Genomic DNA, 19146 nt, shown 5'->3' on the forward strand with positions numbered 1-19146 from the left:
GGGAGACATTTCGTGGGCGGAACGCTGTTCAAAAGAGAGTGGTTGAATGGGGATTTGCATCCGCATGTGTTCGCTTATTATTTTAAGCAGTGGGCAGATTATTCTATGTCCTTTCACACGCATGATTCGATTGAAATTATGTATGTCATTTCCGGGTCTTGCGGCATCGAGGTTGAAGCGACGGAGGCTGCCGCTGCCTGCGAGATGACACTTAAAAAGGGCGAATTTATCATTCTAGATGCAAATGTTTCCCATCGCCTTATCGTTGACGAGCGCGGGCCGTGCCGGATGCTAAACGTCGAATTTGATTTTAGGGAGCGCCTGGCGGCGTTCCCTTCTATGCGTCAGCTTTCTTTGGAGGACGAATTTGTGGCCAAATTGATCACAGAGCCGTCCTCTTATTTGTTGCTGCGTGATCCAAGCGAGGTCTATCAGGTGGTTAAGAGCTTGGTACTCGAGCTTGACAGCCGCGGCAAAAACATTAATTTGAAGGCGGAGCTGTTGTTTGCGCAGCTGATCTTGGCGATTGCACGCTTGCACGGCGAGTCTGGAACACAGGGGATCAACACCGTAGAGCTCTATATGAAGCAAACCATTGCTTACATGCATCACAACTATGATAGAGACATTCAAGTAAAGGACATTGCAGCGGCAGTCAGCCTGCATCCAGGCTATTTGCACCGAATATTCAGCGCGCACTACGGCAAGACATTAACTGGCTATTTGACCGAGCTGCGGATGGAGAAGGCTAAAATGCTGCTGCGTGAGACGGATGTTGCGATTGCGGACATTTGTGACTATGTAGGCGTCGGGAGCCGGCAATATTTTCACGCGATGTTCAAAAAATATTCGGGGATGACACCGATTGCTTACAGGAACGCGGTGGATACGCAAATTTTGGATAGCAGAGGTTTGAAGCCGGAATCATAAAAGTGACGATTTCTGACAGCAGGACCGGGATGCCGCGAACAAAAATGCCGGTGAATCGGACAAAGGGAAGGAGCGCGTCTAGCGCGCATATTTTAGCTCTGTCGCTTCGAGCCTTGTGCCGGGCGGGCTCCAAGCAGGCGGACCAAACTTTTTGAGATAACCCAGTGTATTTATGTAGCTGTCAACCGTTTGCTCATCGTTCATTTTTTTGAAAATTTCCCAGCAGGCAATCACGTCATTCAGCGCGCGGTGGCCGCCAATTAACGGAATGCCATAGCGATCCGACATGTCCTTGAGCGTATGCGGATAGACATGTCTGGTACGGCTAATCGTCAGCGTATCGATAAAGCTGTTCGAAAATGATCTGCCTGCTATTCGAAGCAAGGAATGATGCAGGAAGCCGAGATCGAAGGCGGCGTTATGAGCAATCAAGATGTTGTCGCCCAGCATGCGGTTCAATATACGGAATGCGGTATCCTCGTCCATGCCGGTAGCAGTCATATCGTCGGTGATGCCGGTCAGCTCCGTTATTTTCGCGGAAAGCTTGCCGTCATATCGGACTAGCGTGCTGAACTCACTGGCGATTTCGCCATTGACGCAGCGAATAGCTGCCATTTCTATAACCCGGTCCTTCTTCGGATCGAGGCCGCTCGTTTCAAAATCAATAACAGTATAAGAATAATTAGTCATAGTAGATTCACCACTTTTTTTTGTAATAAGGTACTATAAGGTACTATCGTTTATGAAATAATTCGACAAAAAAGATAAATAACCTTTTATTGCGCAAACGAAACAACCCATTACCAGAGCTTATTAAGCCGGTAATGGGTTGTTTGTGTTTTAGCGGGAACATCTGAACCTTTTAGTGGTTGTTGCCGGATCCGTTGCTTTTTTTATCAGAACTTTTTGTAGTCGTGTTTTTGGTCGCGTGACCTTGCTGCTTCGCCATGGCAGGTTCCCCCCTTTCGAAGTAATGGATGTATTTTGTGACTAGAGGGGAGCTGTCTATTCAAGGATAGGCAAAATTTAAATCTTTTATTTGAAAGTGTTCGAAAGATCATATTTAAATAGAGGAGTTCGTATTTTAATATATAAAATTTAACAGAAACTTACCCCCTAAACATCAAAAAGTCCCCCTGTTCAATCATGTTACTTATCCCTCAAAATATTTAATATACCCATAAATGTAAACGCAATCATTGTAAATTCAACTCGGGGGTGAATGTTGATTTGCTGCTTCGCTTTTGTATGAGACTGCAGTATTTAAACGTTGAAGAAGACGGAATGTTTTTCAAATTTGAGAGGAGAGATTGATGAATGAATAAGAAGAAGGCGATGAAGAAAGCTTCCACACTTGTGATGCTGACGGCGATGCTTCTTTCGATGGCTGGCCTGCTTATGCCGGCTGCCTCGACGGTTGTTTCCGCAGCGGAAGGGGCGGCGAATAATTCGTATAAAGTAATCGGGTATTTTCCAGCATGGGGCGCTTATGGGCGCGGTTATAATGTGACGGATATCGATGCTTCCAAACTGACTCATATCAATTATGCTTTTGCCGATATTTGCTGGAATGGCTCTCATGGAAATTCTGATCCAACTAGTCCTAATCCGACTACTTGGGCTTGTCAGGATGAAGCGGGAGCGATCAATGTTCCGAATGGAACGATTGTGCTTGGAGACCCAAGACTATCATTACATAGCCGTTGGGTCACATATTAAACTTGAGATCCACGATTTCAACAGGAATAACCGTATTAGGCGCGCCTTTTCCTCTTTCAACCGGAGTATTAACCACGATCTCTTTGAACACCTCTTGCACAAACGCTTTCTTCGATGCCTCATCTTCGATTTCATACCACAGATTGCGGAAGTCCACGATTAAGCGAGTAATCTCTTCCCTAGAATAATGACTGATGATAGTAGCTGCGGCTTCTAACTTACCGCGCAGTAACTCCTCCTTGGCCCGTTCAGTGTCCATATGTCCTTTAAGCTCATCTAAAGTGATTACATCGGCTGCAAAGGCTTCTTGCCACTTCTTACGCCGTCCTGCAATGGCTTCTAGCTCACGTTTAACCTGTACTTGATCAAATGACTCTTTGGGTTTCTCGTCAATCTTAATAAGCGTAGTAAGTGATTTACTACCTGGAGATATTTCAGCTAAGAACGCCTCTTCAACCAAGCTCTCTTTGAGTTGGGGCAGGGTGCATATTCCGAGATTTGCTTTACCGAGGCAGAGATATGAGCGATCCGTATATCCACTTTTTTTGCGTTTTGTTGCTCTGCCGACTAAAGTATGACCGCAACGACCACAGCGCAATGCTCCGGTGAAGTGAAAACCTGAGTGTACTTTTTCTCTTCTCACGTAACGCCTTGTACGGGCTTCAGTGACACGTTCATACAATTCCTCAGATATAATCCCCTCATGTTCTCCATCGACTATGATTTCGTTGTGAGTACGTTGTCCACTCGATTTGCGATAATTCCATCGATTTTTTCCGCAGTATACCGGATTAGTTAGAATGTCGCGGATACTGGTTGGTGTCCATAATGTGCCGCGATGGGGAACGGCCGGCGGTTGATTGAATTGTTTCGCAATTACCCGGTTACTCATTGGTCTGAGATATAGGTCGTATATCCTTTTAATTACTTCAGCTTCAGCCGCATTTATATGCAGCTTGCCATCAATTAAATCATATCCATACGGCGCGCGCGCGCCGTTGCGAAGACCTTTCCTTCCACGTTCCTCCATGACAAAGAAGACGCGCTCAGCGGTCGTCTCACGCTCTAATTGACCTAGACTGATAGCTAACTCCAATTGGAATCGACCCATCGCAGAGGTGGTGTCTATGTTCTCTGTAGCTGATCGGATACCGACATTCTTTGCTTCCAGCATCTCCATGATCTTTTGGAAGTCCCGAGAACGACGAGAGAACCGGTCTAGTCGCCAAAATACAATTACATCACATTTTTGGATATTAGTAATCATACTTTGGAAAGCTGGCCGCTTGGTATTCTTAGCCGAATATCCTTCATCGACGAACATTTCGATAATATCATAACCCCATTCCGCGCATCTGCGCCGCAATAGTGCCTCTTGTGCAGTAATGGAGAAACCTTCTTTTACTTGCTCATCGTCAGATACACGTATGTATAAGTATGCTCTCATGTTGTACCTCCTAATAAAGAAGACCTACTACCTATCTACAGTTTACATCAATACGATTCGATTTACATCGACTAAAATTCTTACAATTGGGTATTACTACCCTAAACAAGGGGGTGAGTATATGTCAATTCCGGCATTCGGCAAAGATGGAGAAATGCGCAACATCGAAGTAAACGAGGTGTTTTGTATCTATAAGGACGAAGAGACGAGGAAAATCATCGTTAAGTCAGCAAGCGGAGAGTTTTATCTTCCTTCGACAATTGGGCAGGTAAACGACTTAATGTCCCGGTTCGGGTTCTTTCAAATCGACAAAAACAAAATCATAAACATAGCCCAGATAAAGGACTATGTTGACGGAAATGTCACGGTGGACGGATCAATTTATTCCGTATCACGTAGGAAACGAGCTGAATTAGAAGCGATTATCGGCGCTAAATGAGAACCGTTCGCGTAACACGAATGGTAAAAATCGTTCGACAGCATTCGACAGCTTTCGTAGATTTATGGGATTACAATGAAGACAAATAAAACTGGTAGCGATTGTTAATTTTTGGGACTCACAATGGCAGCGGTACATAGGGTATTGAAATTGATTTTTCACTACTCGAAATCGTGTACTCGTCTCGGGAAGTAGCCACGCTACTTCTGCTGCCATTCCCATAGGTAAATATCGTCAATTTGACATTTGAGGTATTTTGCCATAAGCGCGGCTGTTCGTAAGTTCATAATACCTCTCATGTTACAATAATCGGATATTTTTTGCGCTCCTTTACCGGATATATCGGCCAGCCATTGCTGGTCTTTTCCGATTCGGAGAAGCAATTCAGGGATTCGGCAGCGGACGGGTACAAGCTCCATATCCGTGCCACCTTATAATTTTATAAAAAACTTGCCCTTGTATACGAACACTCGTTCGTATAAAATGTTCGTATACTAACTTAGAACGGGACGGTGTTGAATTAATGGACAGTATAACTAAATACCTGGCTACCATATCTGATCCACTTAAACTACAAGAAGTGATAAACAAATTAAAGTCAGCTAATGATCCATCATTCAGTGAAATTATATCTACCTTAGAACATCGCATGCTTTTGATTTCATTCTTCGCTTTCTAATAATATCTTTAAGGCCATCTTTTTATTTTCTGGTAAGTTATTTATTTGTTCCGCCAATTTAATGGTGTTTTCTTCGTACTGTTCAATTTTGCTATTTCCATTTGGTTCGTATAAATCAATAAAAGTATTCAGCATACTCATTTTTTCTTTCATCTCTAATCCCTCGTATACACTATGTATATCTGCATTATTCATTAGTTCTATCAGTTCACTTATCTCCTTATCTTCAGCGCCTTCCTTTCGTTTGTTCGCAATAATAAGATTTCTAATTTCTTCATCACTCATTGACTTGAAAAAGTATGAGTATACATTCCACAATAACTTATCCAAATCTGAGGAATCTACATTACTATGTCCTGCCTTATACATTAACTCTTCGTAATCAACGCCTAATGGTTTTGCTAGTTTATTCAATATTTCAGGTGAAGGAACACCTCGCGCTCCCCTTTCAACTTGTGAAATGTAAGAATGTGATACCCCTGAGTAAAGATCAAGTTGTCTAATAGTTAATTTTTTATTCTTGCGTAATCTCCTTAAATACTCCCCAAATTCAATTGGTTTCAATTGTAACCACCTCATAAAATAGTATAAACACAATAGTGGAATTATAAATAAAACAATCTAAAAAAGTGGTTGCAATTGCATCCATAATGGTATACTATGTGTACATAAGTGTTAGCACATTTGTAACCAAGGAGGTGATAAAAATGAAAATCATTCTAAAAGATTCAGGTGTTTTCAAAAAAATATTGATTAAAAATGGTTTTACACAAAGGAGTTTCGGTAGAGAAATAAAAATATCTGGACCTTATGCATGCCAAATATCCAATGGTACAAGGAATCCTGGGCCGGATATTGCAAAAAGGATCTGCGATATCTTGAATGTCGGTTTTGATGAAATTTTTTTTATTGAAAATGGTTGCAAAAGTGAACAATCGGCTTAACTACACCATTTTAATCCATATTCAAAACTAAATAAAGGAGTGATTGGAAATGACGGAATTGAAAGTGATTGAACGAAATAAACAGCGCGTGCTAACTAGTGCGCATTTAGCGGAGGTATTCGGCACTGATTTGAAAAGGATAAATTATAACTTCAATTACAACAAATCAAGATACCAAGAAGACGAACATTACTTTGTTCTTACTGGTGACGAGAGAAAAGACTTTGTATACGAGCATGAAATTCATGCTTCCTTAAAAACTGCTCACACTTTGTATCTCTGGACTGAAAAAGGCGCTTTCCTACATGCGAAATCACTAAACACAGATCAAGCCTGGGAAGCGTACACGAAATTGGTTGATGATTATTTTAAAAAAATTGAACAGTTGAAACAAGCGCAGTCGGAAATTTCCGGTCTTAGTCCACAACTCCAATTCATGATCATGATGGAGCAAAAACACAACGTCCTTGAAGCAAAGCAGCAGCAGTTAGAAGAAAAGTTCAAAGGGATGGACGAGGTTAAAGAGGCAGTCGAAACAATCACAGATAATATGACTGCAATTCCCGATCACACTAAAGTTGTTTCCACAGTGAATGAATACGCTCGTTGGACTAGGCTTGGTCATAACGAAGTGTACAACAAAGTATATGACTTCCTAAAAAGCGCGCACGGGATCGATGTAAAGCAGCGTGTGGAAAACGAAAGAGCTAAGATCCAAGATGCTTATAACCAAAAAACGGGCAAGTGGTATTCCGAATCCACATTAAAATCCAAAGTTAACGGAATTGATGTAATGGTTCGTATCGGCTGCTTGGAAAAGTTCAACTCAATCCTAGTTGGGTTGCTGGCTAAAGAAAAAGCAAAAAGCAATCTCAGATTAGTCCAATAGCAGCCTAAGGGAGGGTCAAACAATGACCAACGCACAAAGAAAGCTCATAGCAGATGCAATAAGCCGTCACTTAATCCCAGCGCTACAGCGACAAGGAAAGAAAGCTAAAGGCGCGTGAACCACTCTCTATACGCTTCTCAGCAAGCCTTAAAAGCCTACAGAGAAGCAGCATACCACGAACGATTGAACATCATGACGCGATACTTTGAAGAGGAGTTGCCGATTGTGGTGGAGGAAATGAAAAAGAATTGGAAGGTGAACGGGAATGACAATATCACGCCAAGAAATCGAAAAAAACATTAATTCAATAAAGAGTTGGCTTGATACTGTTGATGTTGAACACGGTGGAAATCAAACCTCAATCGACTTTGCTTTAGAGGAATTGGATGAACTCGAAGAAATGCTAAACGAGGTGGCCTAACCATGCAAGACCCTAACATAACTCGCGCCGAAAGAACTGGCTACGCAAAGCCTTTGAGAAACGTATCGCAAAACTCTCTATCAGCAATGAAGGATAACAAAAAGGAACTATCAATCAGCGAATTTAGGAAAGCGAGGTTTGGGAAATGAGAATCGTCGAAAAGCCTAGTCAATCACCACGCATCTACAATCCAAGAGATAACGAGTACTGGCTAACCGAGCAAGGTAAGAAAAACGTATCGTTTGAGTCAATGTTGATGGGAAAAGGCGGAATTCGAGTATGAGTGACATTGTGATTTACAAAATAGAAGAGTCCAGCAGCCGAACAATGGGGTTCCCAACATTGGAAGAACTCTTCCTACACAAAGACGATGCAGTGCAGAGGTTCGATGAAATGTTGGAGCAATACCGCAATTTTGAAAATCTTAATAACGAAAGCGAGGAACCGATTCAGGTCAAAGATAATCATGATTCTTTATCAGCAAGAGTTGTGAAAGAGGCTTGGGTACATGTGTTTGAATCATTTGAAACCGACTGCGGAGAAGAATGGGTTCATGGCTCGATTAGGTTGATTATTACAGAACTCGATGTTAAAGGCGGTTTTAGAACGTGACCAGCAATTTAATTCTCTCAAAATACGATTCTGACGCAGACGTTTACCTTCAATACGAGTTCATTGGCGAATTTATCAAGTTTGAGCGCGGATACAAGAAAGCACAAACACAGGTTCCGCTTACTAAATGGACGCACACGCTGGGCGAACTCGGAAAGAGCAAAGAACGGTACATCGCTCACCTCAAATCTAAGGGATTCAAGGAGGAAAAATCGCATGACGTACATTCCAAACCAAGAAAAGCCGTCTGAGATTGACGTAATGTGGGGAGCCATTCAAAAGCTACGCCGTTGTGAGTTTAGTGGCAAATGGGACGCTGAAGGCCTTGTAAGGTGGCTTAAAACGGAACTGTTGCCCATGGAGGAAGCGTTGGAGCGATTGGACGAGCATTTCGAACAGATGCATCCTGGAGCTGAGTATGAGGCGGAGATAGTGGCGCAGGAAGGCCAGAGAGAACTTGTGTGGGTCTCTAAACAGATCATTGATAGGGAGAGTGGGGCCGCGTGAGTACTGAAAACAAGTTAACAGTCAACCACGACTTGTTTATATCCATTGGATTAAAAGTCCCAGTAAACCCAGAAACGTTTAGGAAGGAAATCGACACACTCCTGTTTGAGAACATTGGATTTATGCAAAGTTGGGGAGTTCATACCAGCCACGAATTTATGACGCTTTGTGATGATTTAATGAAAGAAAGAAATGAACTGCGAAAGGCGCTGAAAGAGATTGCGAATTACACGAATCCTACTGGAGAAGATGGCAGAGAAATGGCAGAAATCGCTCGATCTGCACTAGGAACGGAGCAACCAAATGAATGAACGATACCTTCCAGACGGCGACAAATACGAGGAACTAAAGGATGACGGCGAATTGTTACGCCGAGAGGAGAAGGCGAGATATGAGCGAGAAGTACATGAGCGAGAGAACTTTGGGCTTCCTTTTACTTTCTAAGAACTGGGAACACAGAAAGAATGGTAAGAGGATTAAAAAACTCATGTTGCTCAACCTCCATGAACGCATGCCAGCACAAAAGAAAAAGGAGCTGCGTCAACAGCTCCAGTAAGGCAAATATGAAAGTTTCTAACCCAATAATACACGACTAGGAGACTGATTTCAATGTCACTTAAATTATATGAGCTATCTGAATCGCTAAACCAAGTCGCTTACATGATGGAGGAAGAAGGCGTAGAAGGGCTGGAAGGCGTGTTAGAGACAATCGACCTATCGTTCCAACAAAAGGCTGAGGGGATCATTAAACTCTCACATAGCAAGATTACAGAGGCCGAGGCTATCGAAAATGAGATCAAGCGCCTTAAACTTCGCTCGGACAAGCTTCGGAAGGACGGAGAATGGCTTCACGGCTACGTTGAGCGCGAGATGATGAGGACTAATACGCCTGAAATCAAGTCATCATTGTTCAAAATCAAAATTGGAACGAATCCGCCGCGCGTGGAGATTACGAATCAAGCATTGCTGCCAAAGCAGTATGTGCGTACTTCATTGGTTGTGGCGCCGGACAAGTTGTTGATTAAAGAAGAATTGCAAAAAGGAAAAGTGATTCCTGGCGCTGAGCTTCGGCAAGATAAGAAATTAAAGGTCAAGTAGGAGGGTCTGGCATGAGCAAAGCAGCTCTTTACAAGAAGATAGTCGCGGTCATGCAAGATGTGGGCCAACTCCAAAAGGATGGCGACATTGAGGATAAGAACGGCAAAAAGATGTATTCATACCTGTCGGAAGAGCAGACAACAGGCAGTTTACAACGAGCTTTCATCACGCATGGCCTTGTGATGTTCCCAATAAATGTTGAATCAGAAATAGTCGTGTTGGAGTCGTTTGCATATGACAAAAAGACCATTACACCTCTTACGAAGGTAATTGTCACTTACAAGATTTGCGACTCAGAAACTGGTGAATCTGAGGAAATTCAAACGATCGGTTACGGATCTGACTCCCAAGACAAAGGAAGCAACAAAGCTATGACAGGCGCCTTTAAATACGCACAGCGTCAAACGTTCATGATCTCAACTGGAGACGATGGTGACCATGTTGCGAGCGCGAAACTCGACGAAGATCGCAGACAGAAAGCTGAGAAGGCGAAGGCAAAAGCGACAGAAGAACAAGAACAAGATATTCCACCTGTCACTCTCAAAGCAAAGTACGAATTATTCAAAGGTAGCTCGGATGGATTCGACGCATGGGTAGTTGGTCAGCAAGAGAAAAAGCGTAATTACCGCGAGATGGAGCACATTTTGCAAGAAGGACTAAACAAGAAAAAGGAGAGTGCCTAAATGTTGAATCGCGTAATTTTGATAGGAAGACTGACTAAGGATCCAGATATGCGGTATACCCCTGCAGGGGTAGCCGTTACCCAGTTCACATTAGCATGTGACCGTCCAGTAGGGCAGGGCAAGGAGAAGGAAGCGGATTTTATCCCAATTGTAGCATGGAGGCAGCTTGCAGAAACATGCGCTCAGTATCTTCGTAAAGGTCGCCTCACAGCAATAGAGGGCCGAATTCAGGTACGCAACTATGAAAATAACGAGGGCAAACGAGTGTATGTGACTGAAGTAATTGCTGACAATGTGAAATTCCTCGAATCAAACAAAGACGGCTCGCAGCGTGCTGATAAACCTAATACGGAACGCGATCCCTTCCAAGACAATGGCGCTCCAATAGATATATCTGAAGATGATCTTCCATTCTGAGGAGTGAGATAAATGGAAATAGCACAAGTAACCCAAGAGGTATATACCGCATCTAAGCGGCTAGAGAAGGCTGCTAACGAGCTGTACAAGCTGGGGGAAGCTAAGGCTTCCTCTGAGCAAGTATATCGCGTAAAGCTCGCTCAAGAGATCCTAAAGCTAAAGTCAGAAAGTATGGCGGTAGGCATGATCGCGGACGTAGCAAAAGGCAATGTAGGGGATTTCCTCTTCAAACGTGATTATGACGAGGTTCGCTTTAAGGCAGCGCTTGAATCGGTTGACGCAATCAAGAGCCAACTAAGCGCGCTGCAATCCATTTTAAAGTACCAGGTAGACGTATGAATCTATCGAATCAACCAGTTCGCGCAATCTCCAAAGCATCCCAAACAGCAAAGACGCGCGTAAAGCTCACACAACGCCAAATGGGCGACATTAGCGCCAAGGTAGATAAACAGTTGAAGGAACGCTCAGAAGGCGTGTGCGAGCTTTGTAGCTCGGCTAGAGCCACAGAGAGGGCTCACATTACCTCACGCAAGCATTTAACTCACAAGACTACCGTCGAGGACTTGCTTCACGCATGCTCGCCTTGTCATCGATGGCTTGATGGAGATCCGGCAGGCATTCGCTATAAACGTAAATTAAGAGGGATTGACCTATAAACCTATTGGAGGGATTGGAATGACTGATCCGGATTGTATAGGGTGCTTCTACAACCGCCCGATGATGGCTTGGGGTGATAAGGTGCAGGCATGTTGGTACACATATGATAACAAAGGCAAATACCTCTACGGTGATAACGGCTGCAGTGGTTATGAGCCATTAGAAAAGCAACTACAACTCGAATTGGAGGACTCAAAATGAAAGCGAAAATAACTGTAACAATCACAAGAATTATCGATCTTGATGCTGAGTGTTACGAAAAATCTACAACTATGGAAGAACGATTGAATGAGGAAACCCACTACGCTAAAGAACTTTTTCATGAATGGACAGATTCGGAAAGTGCAATCTGGGAGACGAAAGGCGAACTGCTTAAGGAGGAAACCAAATGATTGAAGCTATAAAAGAAGCGTTGGAAAAACGAACTTCAGGAGAATGGACTATCGTTCCTGATAAGTTTTTCGCAAACGCATTAGGCATTTCAGGAAATGGTTTTTATATATGCGGCGGTTTAATCGAAAGAGATGCGAACCTAATCGCCAACACTCCTACCTATATAAGCTACCTCCTTGATGAACTGGAGAAGGCAAACAAAGAGGTAAAACGACTAGCGCAGTGGATTTGCCCTGATTGTGGTTTCGCAATGTCGGCAGATCATACCGATGCTGACAGTGACGAATATTCTTGCCCTCTTTGTCAATTGATAAAGGTTGGAGAGGAACACACCGCCATGAAGGAAGCGCTGGAATGGTATGCGGATAGCGAAAATTGGTGGTGGAGTAAGACAGAAAATGATGGAGGCAAACGCGCCCGTTCCGTCCTCTCCACTCTCTCAAAGCCTGATCCGAAGGAGACTGAAGAGAATGAGTGATTACCCTAAAGAGATGGTTGTCGAGTATGTGCCCCAAAGTGGATCTATGGAGATCGTAGAGGAGTGGTCAAATAACGCCTGCTTAGGCTATGCAATTAAAGCATTGAAAGCTATGGGAACGAGTGAAAATGAAATACAGAAGATTGTGTACGCCATACGAGCAAATTTTGATTGGGTTTCCGTCGACGAAGCTGCTGAGATCTACAACAAATCGAGTTACTAGGGGGATATAGAGAATGAGTGAAATGATCAATAAAGCATCGTTTTTGATATGGCTTGATAACGTAGCTGACAACCAGCACTTTGGCGCTATTTATTCAAAGGTAAGAGAAGTTTATAAAGAAGTTCAATCCGGCCGATTTGATGTGCATATAGGAGAAGGAATCAGCGCTGAAACGCATGAGAAAATCGGGAAAAGAGTAGTAGAGATTAGGGCTGAAGCTGCTGGAAAGGAACGTGACGAGCTGCGGCAGCGCGTTGCGGAACTGGAAGAACGCGAGTTTAACTATTATCCAATCTTAATTTTTGAACTAGAGTCAGAACGCGACGATCTTCGGAAGCGTGTGGAATTGCTAGAAGGCTACTTAACCAAACTGAGAGAGAACACGCCATACGGAATGTATCAGGAGCAGATAACAAATATCCTTAATGAAAGTCATGCAATAGGAGCCAACAAATGAAACACCCTAACGAAACAGGTGAGGTCCAGTACTGCGAAGTAACGCTGCGTGACACTGTAAAGGAACATGTCAAAGCTATGATTCTACTCATTAAGAATTGGGATGCCCAGCGATGGTACGAAAGATACGGAAACAATGATTCGAAACACTGGGAGGAATAGAGATGAAATTGAAGACGTGCCCATTTTGCGGCAGAGAAGCAGAAAGAAAAGGAAACAAGAGGTACAGAAAAGGATATCTAGCAGGCGTAGGATGTGTAAGTCAACGGTGTCCAGCGAAGATAGAACAAGCTTCGTTGAGAACAGTTGAAGAAGCTTATAAATACGCAGAGAGCGTATGGAATGATCGCAATGAAACAGCTAGGAAAATTGACGATTGGGGCGAGGACTACGGACCTGTGTTGTGGTGGTCATTCCCAATTGAAGAACCACCGTATTGCGGCACGCCACTTGACTCTGATTGGCCTGATTATCATACACACTGGACGCCGATCGTAACGCCTGTTCTATATGAGGACTAATCCTTTTTAGCATCAGGAACAAACTCCAGCAGAGGGCGATTACTCGCCCTTCTCTGATATACCTTTTGACCAATCTTTCAGAATCTTATTGATCATGGAGCTCACAGTACGATCGTCCTTCTCAGCTTCCTGCTGAATGACCTCATGTACTTCTAAATCTATGGTTATCGATATTTTAGCTTTATTAGCTTGACGTACCATTCATATCACCTCGATAGGACATTATACCACCGAGTAGGATAAAATATTCAAAGTATCTTGCAAAGTAGGATAAAGTAGGATACAGTAGAAATAAGAAAACAAGCGTAACTAACAAGGGAAGGATGAGCGATATGGAAACAAAAACTAAGTATTACTATCACGAGTGGTCGAGCGTGGATGATGCCGTTTTGACAGAGATTATGTCCTCTCCTGTGAGGAAAAAAGTTCTGGATCGATTCAACGAAGCGTCTGAACGACTTCATCGAACCGCTAAGTCGTGTCAGAACCGATGGTATGACATTCGTAGTAAGCAGGAACAGGCGGTGTAGCTTGTGGCTTACATCGGTTTGGATCGAGGTATTATTGACCATTGGATTTATCAAGACGCTGAATATTTCAAAGTATGGTTCGAGATGCTGTACCGAGCTAGGTTTGCACAAGAGCCTCATACAGAGCTTGTTGATGGTGAAATAGTAGTCGTCAATTATGGCGAATTTATTTTTGGTCGGATCAAATGGAGTGCGCGTTTAAAAGTTAGTGAGCAACGGTTGAGGACTCTTATAAAGAAGCTAAAAGCAGAAGGAATGATAGAGGTCGTTTCAGAGCATCGCAAGTGCACTCTATATGCTATTAAAAATTACGCAAAATTCAACCAGCAGAGCAACCAGCAACCAGATCAGTCACAGCAAGGGATTGAGGGTTCTGCCAACCAGCAGAGCAACCAACCATCAACCAGCAGCCAACCAGCAGCTAACCAGCAGCTAACCACGAAAGAAGAACTTAAGAACTTAAGAACTTATTCTTCTTCTGTTGTATCTGATAATAACGAGCCTAAAACTGCAATGGACGCATATATCTTTTCGTTCAAAAAAATACAGTACAACGGTCACATTGGAAATTACGTTATGGACCTTTTTGACAGAGGTTACGACGATTCATTTGTGCGAGAAGTATTTATGCAAATGGGCGAGAACGGCGTGACCGATCCGAACGTGCTGTACATGAAAAAAGTTGCTGAGGATTGGATCGTCAAAGGAATTAAAAACAGAGCAGAAGCTGCTAAACATAAAGAAGCTCAGAAGGAAGGTGTAAAAAATGGAACAACTCAATCCAATTTACGGAAAGGACATGACGAGTTTAGCCGAGGCGATCAAAGAGGCAAAGTTTCAGGAAATACTTCAACGCGGAATGGAATGGAGCAAGGAGAATCCAAAGTCTACACAGGAAAATGGGACGATGTCGATATATCGCTGCCAGCTGTGCAAGGATGAAGGCGGTCATTTCGTTAAGGCTCCTGTAGTGCAGACGGTTCATGGATCATCTGTTGAGGTCATAATGGATCACTGGAAAGTTTGCGAATGCATTGAGAGGGCAAAGGTCGAAAAAATCATGCGGTTAAGTCAGATAACCAGCAAGTTACGTAAAATGACTTTCGGAAGTTTCAACGCAAACGATTTGCCACCTTCGATTGTCGCCGCTTACAAAAAGGCGGTGATCTATTACAAGAAATTTGCCGAGATTAGAAAAACGCCGAATAACGGAATCATCCTCATGGGTCGCCCCGGCTGTGGTAAAACACACTTGCTTATGGCGATCACGAACGGACTTATGGATCAAGGGCAAGAGGTTCTATATGTTCCATGGGTGGAAACGATGGAAGCAGTAAAGGATGACATGAGCAAAACGGACGTAAACAATAAACGGTTTGAGAAGATGCAGACCGTAGACCTTCTGTATATCGACGACCTATTCAAACCACCGACTAAACCAAGCGATTACGAAGTTAAAAAGCTATTCCAAATTATCAACTATCGCTATCAGGAGCGTAAGCCAATCATGATATCGACTGAGCGAACAAGAGATTACTTGCTGGACTTGGACGAGGGTTTAGGCAGCCGCATCAACGAAATGTGCAAAGAGTTCCGCGTGGAGATACAGGGCGGTCGGGAGCTTAATTATAGATTACGAGAAGAAGCTTGATAATTAGGAGATGATTACGGATATGAGGAAATCTTATTTGACCGAATATAAAGCAATTTTGCCAGGTAACAACGTTAAGGAGGGTGTACACACCTCTTATGGTGAAGATGAATTGATGGCAGCAAAGAAGGCAGACGAATACCTTCGCATGACGTTTGAAAAAGCGATTATCCAACTGGGTGATACGGTGGAAGTATAGAGTCGAGTGAATAGGAGGAAGCGTAATGACTTTAACAAGAGAGCAAGTGTTGGTGATGGGTGCCGGGAGAGAAATGGAACATTTGGTGGCTGTGAAAATTTTGGGATGGGGAATCAGTAGTACTCAGAAATATCCAGGTCAACCATTACTGATAAAATCTATCCAACCTCCTAGCAATGGAGATGGAATAAATCCAAGGAATCACGAAGGAGAACAATTGGATTTCGGTATGTGTCACAGCGATGCGAAAGGTTATTCAACTGATATTGCAGCGGCTTGGGAAGTGATACAAAAGATGAACGAAATGGATTATTGGGTGACCATTGAAGAGAGTGCTAAAACTGCTGGGGATTCAGTATTCGATGTGTCTTTCGGAAAAGAAGGGGTCAAATGGGTTGCAAACGACTACTTGTGTAATGCCATCTGCCGCGCCGCGCTACTGACGACTATTGGGGAGGAAACGTAATTGCAGAAGGTCGACGACTACGAGCTATACGAAAAAGACTATGCCGAATTTATACGCAGAGGGATGGAGGCTTTCGGTATGGAGGATCACCCGGGGCGAGATGGATATAAAAAACCGAAACAAAAATAAAACCAAAATTAGAGGAGCGATATACATGGCAATTGAAGCACATCGTTGTAATCAAAAGGACTGTAAGGGGTTTGTAGTATTCGAAAATGCTGACTTTGATTTTAAGGATATACGAGTTGACGATAAATACGGGTGTTATGCATTTTGGCGGCCACATTGCAGCGAATGCGGTAAGGAGTTCCTAGTGATTCCGCATTATATCGTGATAGATGTAAAAGACAAAGAATTAGCAGACTTCGATGTACTAGATTCAGCATGCATGACAGCATTCGAGAAAAGACAACGGGATCTCAAGTTTAATCATGAAACCAACCCACACATGCGAATCATGATGTTTCTGATAGAACGAGGTTATACCTATGCCGTGTCAGATGTAATCGCAGAATACTCAAAATATCAAGAAGAACCGTGTTATTTAAGTCACTCGATGAAAGATTGTATTGCGAATTTAGAAAATGACATCAAACAACTCCTAGAAGCAGTTTAAAGGCCGAAGGCCATCATATCGACAGAATAATCCCAGCAACGCGGGGGCCGTACAGGGTCTTATAGGGTTGTATAGGATTTCAATAGTCAGAAGATTAGGACAAAGGAGAGATACTGAATGACATTCGATTTTTGCCAATGTGAAGATTGCGGCCAACATTTTGCAGTAGCTGCCGGAGAATACGAAGAGCCAACTTGCCAATGCGGTTGTTCGAACACCAAATACATCGGCACAAAGACGATTGAGATCGGAGGGATTAACCTTGCCGCGTACAAACCCAAAATACAGGCCATTGCAGAAGGACACATTCCGTACGATTGACGAAAAGGTAGCAGCAAAAATATCAAAGCAATACGAAGGTGATTGCCTTGGTTATTTCAAGACCGCATGGACCGTATACGTTGCAATTGTCAGGATCGGCGAGCGTTACGAATTCTGCTGGATGGACGAGTGTTACATAACACCAACCGGTTACAACAGTTGGGGCGCTCAAAAGGTTGATTATTTCCGAAAGGATGGAAAAGGATGGGACAACTATTTTGAGCATGCATGGTCATGGATCGGCCAAGATGCGATCGACGAGTATTTTGATTGGGTAGCCGCGCATGAGGAGATTATTTATGCGGAAGAGCACAAGCCAGTTGCTGAACCAGTCAAGATACAACCAAAGCTGAAGGATGTAAAAAATAAGACGAAGCTGCAAACAGTTGACGATAGACAGATGGACTTATTCGAATTCGTTGGTTAAACAAAGAGAGGATGATCCCCCATGAGAGATATAAAACACCACAAACTAAACGCACTACCCCTCACAAAGAGTAGGAAGCCGGCAACGCCGAAAGCAAGGAGCAAGAAGTCGATGAGGAGCTACTACACCGGGGGAGGGAACGATGCGTCATGAAATATAAAGTGTGGCACATAGAGCGAAAAGAATGGATACAAGATCCATGGGACCTGTATGTCGATCCAGACGGTGATATTTGGAAAATTGAAGAACGCGGAAGTTATGACAGATATATGAGCAAGACTTGCATGACGGAAAAGGTGATAGTAGTTCGTTACACAGGCCTGAAAGACCGCAACGGAGTGGAGACAGCACATAAAGATATCGTTGAGTACCAAGGGACAAATTATTTAATCGAGTGGTGGGAAGAAGACACGGGTTTTTATCTTGCGGATCTGAATCATTTAAACGATCTAGAAAGTGAATACCACCTAAAGGGTCAGTGCATCAGAGAAAGTGAAATCATAGGGAACGCGTTCGAACACCCTCACCTTTTACCCAAGGAGGAAGAACCAACATGAGCATACGACGAATCATTGTTGACATAATTCCTATGGGTGCGGTAAGGGTCACACAACGCAGCAAATGGTCCAATGCTTACTCCCAGCGATACCAAACATACAAAAGGCAGATCGGATGGGCAGTGAGGGAACACATTAAGACAGCCATAGATGCCCCTGTAAGCGTCAAAATGCGATTTTACTACCCAATACCTCAGTCGTGGTCGAAAGCGGATAAGGCGGCGGCTAGGGCTGGTAAAAAGCGACCTATCGTCAAGCCTGATATTGATAATTGCGTAAAAGGTTGCTTTGATGCGTTGAACGGAATCGCTTGGAAAGATGATAACCGAGTGGTAGAGGAGTCCAGCAGCAAGTGGTATAGCGATCAGCCGAGGATTGAAATCGAGATTGAGGAGTGGAGCGCATGAGCTACGACCTTCATAATCGGGACAGAGTTAAAACGAGAAAAGAACATAAGTGCGAGGGTTGCTTTGAAGTGATCCCAAAAGGAACTGAAACGAATCACTGCAAAGGTAAATATCAAGGCGATTGGTACAACTACCACATGTGCGACCCATGCATCGAGTACATGGATAACAAAGAAGGTTGGGATGATGGTTTTATTCCAGGCGAAGTAGGCGACTTGAGGAATGAGCATGAAAAGGAGTTGAGCGCATGAACAAAACAGACCTCATAACCGAAAGGGACACCTTACAAAGCAAACTGGACTGGCTCGGGGTACGTTCAACAGGTTCTGAGAGGATCGAAAAGCGCATTCGAGAGATTGATAGGGAGATGGGACAGTCACACACGTTGTATAAGCCGCCTGAGAGAGTCGTAGGGCGATTTTAATAGACTCGATGAATAAACACTGGTTGTAAAATAAA

General features: G+C 43.4%; 36 protein-coding genes and 1 pseudogene. 32 read left to right on the forward strand and 5 right to left on the reverse strand.

The window, feature by feature from the left end:
- Positions 1–12 precede the first annotated feature (12 nt).
- Positions 13–930: a helix-turn-helix domain-containing protein gene (locus tag AC1TPC_RS08980; RefSeq protein WP_482066514.1), complete on the forward strand. Its 918-nt coding sequence runs from the start codon at positions 13–15 to the stop codon at positions 928–930.
- A gap of 78 nt (positions 931–1008) precedes the next feature.
- Here AC1TPC_RS08980 and AC1TPC_RS08985 read toward each other — a convergent pair whose 3' ends face one another.
- A complete protein-coding gene (locus tag AC1TPC_RS08985) occupies positions 1009–1620 on the reverse strand; it encodes a 3'-5' exonuclease (RefSeq protein ID WP_482066515.1) in 612 nt (203 codons plus the stop codon).
- Positions 1621–2328: 708 nt separating this feature from the next.
- On the opposite strand from AC1TPC_RS08985, the pseudogene AC1TPC_RS08990 reads away from it, so the two are divergent.
- A pseudogene (locus tag AC1TPC_RS08990) lies at positions 2329–2613 on the forward strand (glycosyl hydrolase family 18 protein); the annotation flags it as partial.
- A gap of 25 nt (positions 2614–2638) precedes the next feature.
- On the opposite strand, the gene AC1TPC_RS08995 reads toward AC1TPC_RS08990, so the two are convergent.
- Positions 2639–4096 (reverse strand): recombinase family protein, encoded by a 1458-nt coding sequence (locus AC1TPC_RS08995; protein WP_482066516.1) that lies wholly within the window; start codon positions 4094–4096, stop codon positions 2639–2641.
- A 121-nt stretch (positions 4097–4217) separates the two neighbouring features.
- Between AC1TPC_RS08995 and AC1TPC_RS09000 the strand changes: the two genes are divergently transcribed.
- Entirely contained in the window at positions 4218–4535 is a 318-nt protein-coding gene (locus tag AC1TPC_RS09000) for a LytTR family DNA-binding domain-containing protein (protein ID WP_482066517.1), read from the forward strand.
- A gap of 200 nt (positions 4536–4735) precedes the next feature.
- Here the strand turns inward: AC1TPC_RS09000 and AC1TPC_RS09005 are convergent, their stop codons facing one another.
- Both AC1TPC_RS09005 and AC1TPC_RS09010 read right to left on the reverse strand, forming a co-directional pair.
- The gene (locus tag AC1TPC_RS09005; protein ID WP_482066518.1) at positions 4736–4954 is read right to left on the reverse strand and encodes a helix-turn-helix transcriptional regulator; all 219 of its coding nucleotides are present in this window, start codon (positions 4952–4954) and stop codon (positions 4736–4738) included.
- Positions 4955–5196: 242 nt separating this feature from the next.
- Positions 5197–5778, reverse strand: a complete 582-nt coding sequence (locus tag AC1TPC_RS09010; protein WP_482066519.1) for a helix-turn-helix domain-containing protein — start codon at positions 5776–5778, stop codon at positions 5197–5199.
- Positions 5779–5921: 143 nt separating this feature from the next.
- On the opposite strand from AC1TPC_RS09010, the gene AC1TPC_RS09015 reads away from it, so the two are divergent.
- The 19 genes from AC1TPC_RS09015 to AC1TPC_RS09105 all read left to right on the forward strand — a co-directional run bounded on the left by AC1TPC_RS09015 (position 5922) and on the right by AC1TPC_RS09105 (position 13513).
- Complete coding sequence (locus tag AC1TPC_RS09015) at positions 5922–6158, forward strand: helix-turn-helix transcriptional regulator (RefSeq protein ID WP_482066520.1); 237 nt, start codon at positions 5922–5924, stop codon at positions 6156–6158.
- A gap of 49 nt (positions 6159–6207) precedes the next feature.
- The gene (locus AC1TPC_RS09020; protein WP_482066521.1) at positions 6208–7047 is read left to right on the forward strand and encodes an ORF6N domain-containing protein; all 840 of its coding nucleotides are present in this window, start codon (positions 6208–6210) and stop codon (positions 7045–7047) included.
- Between the two features lie 265 nt (positions 7048–7312).
- Positions 7313–7468: a hypothetical protein gene (locus tag AC1TPC_RS09025; RefSeq protein ID WP_482066522.1), complete on the forward strand. Its 156-nt coding sequence runs from the start codon at positions 7313–7315 to the stop codon at positions 7466–7468.
- A gap of 279 nt (positions 7469–7747) precedes the next feature.
- On the forward strand, positions 7748–8080 hold the full coding sequence (locus AC1TPC_RS09030) for a hypothetical protein (RefSeq protein ID WP_482066523.1): 333 nt from the start codon (positions 7748–7750) through the stop codon (positions 8078–8080).
- Positions 8077–8331: a hypothetical protein gene (locus AC1TPC_RS09035; protein WP_482066524.1), complete on the forward strand. Its 255-nt coding sequence runs from the start codon at positions 8077–8079 to the stop codon at positions 8329–8331. Before AC1TPC_RS09030 ends, AC1TPC_RS09035 begins: the two co-directional genes overlap by 4 nt.
- The gene (locus AC1TPC_RS09040) at positions 8297–8587 is read left to right on the forward strand and encodes a hypothetical protein (RefSeq protein WP_482066525.1); all 291 of its coding nucleotides are present in this window, start codon (positions 8297–8299) and stop codon (positions 8585–8587) included. The genes AC1TPC_RS09035 and AC1TPC_RS09040 overlap by 35 nt, the downstream gene beginning before the upstream one ends.
- Positions 8584–8898: a hypothetical protein gene (locus AC1TPC_RS09045; protein WP_482066526.1), complete on the forward strand. Its 315-nt coding sequence runs from the start codon at positions 8584–8586 to the stop codon at positions 8896–8898. The genes AC1TPC_RS09040 and AC1TPC_RS09045 overlap by 4 nt, the downstream gene beginning before the upstream one ends.
- Positions 8891–9031 (forward strand): hypothetical protein, encoded by a 141-nt coding sequence (locus tag AC1TPC_RS09050; RefSeq protein ID WP_482066527.1) that lies wholly within the window; start codon positions 8891–8893, stop codon positions 9029–9031. Before AC1TPC_RS09045 ends, AC1TPC_RS09050 begins: the two co-directional genes overlap by 8 nt.
- 165 nt (positions 9032–9196) lie before the next feature.
- Positions 9197–9685, forward strand: coding sequence for a siphovirus Gp157 family protein (locus AC1TPC_RS09055; protein WP_482066528.1), 489 nt, complete (start codon positions 9197–9199; stop codon positions 9683–9685).
- An 11-nt stretch (positions 9686–9696) separates the two neighbouring features.
- Positions 9697–10368 carry an ERF family protein gene (locus AC1TPC_RS09060; RefSeq protein ID WP_482066529.1) on the forward strand — a complete coding sequence of 224 codons (672 nt, stop codon included), beginning with the start codon at positions 9697–9699 and terminating at the stop codon, positions 10366–10368.
- The gene (gene ssb / locus AC1TPC_RS09065; RefSeq protein WP_482066530.1) at positions 10369–10785 is read left to right on the forward strand and encodes a single-stranded DNA-binding protein; all 417 of its coding nucleotides are present in this window, start codon (positions 10369–10371) and stop codon (positions 10783–10785) included.
- A 12-nt stretch (positions 10786–10797) separates the two neighbouring features.
- Complete coding sequence (locus AC1TPC_RS09070) at positions 10798–11124, forward strand: hypothetical protein (protein WP_482066531.1); 327 nt, start codon at positions 10798–10800, stop codon at positions 11122–11124.
- Entirely contained in the window at positions 11121–11441 is a 321-nt protein-coding gene (locus AC1TPC_RS09075) for a hypothetical protein (protein WP_482066532.1), read from the forward strand. The genes AC1TPC_RS09070 and AC1TPC_RS09075 overlap by 4 nt, the downstream gene beginning before the upstream one ends.
- Before the next feature lie 19 nt (positions 11442–11460).
- Complete coding sequence (locus AC1TPC_RS09080) at positions 11461–11643, forward strand: hypothetical protein (RefSeq protein ID WP_482066533.1); 183 nt, start codon at positions 11461–11463, stop codon at positions 11641–11643.
- Entirely contained in the window at positions 11640–11834 is a 195-nt protein-coding gene (locus tag AC1TPC_RS09085) for a hypothetical protein (RefSeq protein WP_482066534.1), read from the forward strand. The genes AC1TPC_RS09080 and AC1TPC_RS09085 overlap by 4 nt, the downstream gene beginning before the upstream one ends.
- Positions 11831–12313: an ead/Ea22-like family protein gene (locus AC1TPC_RS09090; RefSeq protein WP_482066535.1), complete on the forward strand. Its 483-nt coding sequence runs from the start codon at positions 11831–11833 to the stop codon at positions 12311–12313. The genes AC1TPC_RS09085 and AC1TPC_RS09090 overlap by 4 nt, the downstream gene beginning before the upstream one ends.
- Positions 12306–12536, forward strand: a complete 231-nt coding sequence (locus AC1TPC_RS09095) for a hypothetical protein (protein ID WP_482066536.1) — start codon at positions 12306–12308, stop codon at positions 12534–12536. The genes AC1TPC_RS09090 and AC1TPC_RS09095 overlap by 8 nt, the downstream gene beginning before the upstream one ends.
- 13 nt (positions 12537–12549) lie before the next feature.
- Positions 12550–12993, forward strand: a complete 444-nt coding sequence (locus AC1TPC_RS09100; protein WP_482066537.1) for a hypothetical protein — start codon at positions 12550–12552, stop codon at positions 12991–12993.
- Positions 12994–13156: 163 nt separating this feature from the next.
- Positions 13157–13513 (forward strand): Lar family restriction alleviation protein, encoded by a 357-nt coding sequence (locus tag AC1TPC_RS09105; protein ID WP_482066538.1) that lies wholly within the window; start codon positions 13157–13159, stop codon positions 13511–13513.
- A 39-nt stretch (positions 13514–13552) separates the two neighbouring features.
- On the opposite strand, the gene AC1TPC_RS09110 is transcribed toward AC1TPC_RS09105, so the two are convergent.
- On the reverse strand, positions 13553–13714 hold the full coding sequence (locus AC1TPC_RS09110) for a hypothetical protein (RefSeq protein ID WP_482066539.1): 162 nt from the start codon (positions 13712–13714) through the stop codon (positions 13553–13555).
- Between the two features lie 332 nt (positions 13715–14046).
- On the opposite strand from AC1TPC_RS09110, the gene AC1TPC_RS09115 reads away from it, so the two are divergent.
- The 10 genes from AC1TPC_RS09115 to AC1TPC_RS09160 all read left to right on the forward strand — a co-directional run bounded on the left by AC1TPC_RS09115 (position 14047) and on the right by AC1TPC_RS09160 (position 18938).
- Positions 14047–14985 carry a hypothetical protein gene (locus AC1TPC_RS09115; protein WP_482066540.1) on the forward strand — a complete coding sequence of 313 codons (939 nt, stop codon included), beginning with the start codon at positions 14047–14049 and terminating at the stop codon, positions 14983–14985.
- Positions 14903–15694, forward strand: coding sequence for a DnaA ATPase domain-containing protein (locus tag AC1TPC_RS09120; protein WP_482066541.1), 792 nt, complete (start codon positions 14903–14905; stop codon positions 15692–15694). The genes AC1TPC_RS09115 and AC1TPC_RS09120 overlap by 83 nt, the downstream gene beginning before the upstream one ends.
- 22 nt (positions 15695–15716) lie before the next feature.
- Positions 15717–15893, forward strand: coding sequence for a hypothetical protein (locus tag AC1TPC_RS09125; protein WP_482066542.1), 177 nt, complete (start codon positions 15717–15719; stop codon positions 15891–15893).
- 25 nt (positions 15894–15918) lie between these two features.
- A complete protein-coding gene (locus AC1TPC_RS09130; protein WP_482066543.1) occupies positions 15919–16359 on the forward strand; it encodes a BC1872 family protein in 441 nt (146 codons plus the stop codon).
- Entirely contained in the window at positions 16360–16488 is a 129-nt protein-coding gene (locus tag AC1TPC_RS09135) for a hypothetical protein (RefSeq protein ID WP_482066544.1), read from the forward strand.
- Between the two features lie 25 nt (positions 16489–16513).
- Positions 16514–16975, forward strand: a complete 462-nt coding sequence (locus tag AC1TPC_RS09140) for a hypothetical protein (RefSeq protein WP_482066545.1) — start codon at positions 16514–16516, stop codon at positions 16973–16975.
- A gap of 262 nt (positions 16976–17237) precedes the next feature.
- Positions 17238–17723 carry a hypothetical protein gene (locus AC1TPC_RS09145; protein ID WP_482066546.1) on the forward strand — a complete coding sequence of 162 codons (486 nt, stop codon included), beginning with the start codon at positions 17238–17240 and terminating at the stop codon, positions 17721–17723.
- A 149-nt stretch (positions 17724–17872) separates the two neighbouring features.
- Entirely contained in the window at positions 17873–18280 is a 408-nt protein-coding gene (locus AC1TPC_RS09150; RefSeq protein WP_482066547.1) for a YopX family protein, read from the forward strand.
- The gene (locus tag AC1TPC_RS09155) at positions 18277–18687 is read left to right on the forward strand and encodes a RusA family crossover junction endodeoxyribonuclease (protein WP_482066548.1); all 411 of its coding nucleotides are present in this window, start codon (positions 18277–18279) and stop codon (positions 18685–18687) included. Before AC1TPC_RS09150 ends, AC1TPC_RS09155 begins: the two co-directional genes overlap by 4 nt.
- The gene (locus AC1TPC_RS09160; RefSeq protein ID WP_482066549.1) at positions 18684–18938 is read left to right on the forward strand and encodes a hypothetical protein; all 255 of its coding nucleotides are present in this window, start codon (positions 18684–18686) and stop codon (positions 18936–18938) included. The genes AC1TPC_RS09155 and AC1TPC_RS09160 overlap by 4 nt, the downstream gene beginning before the upstream one ends.
- Positions 18939–19146: the final 208 nt, after the last annotated feature.

Source organism: Paenibacillus sp. Y280 (assembly GCF_056786335.1).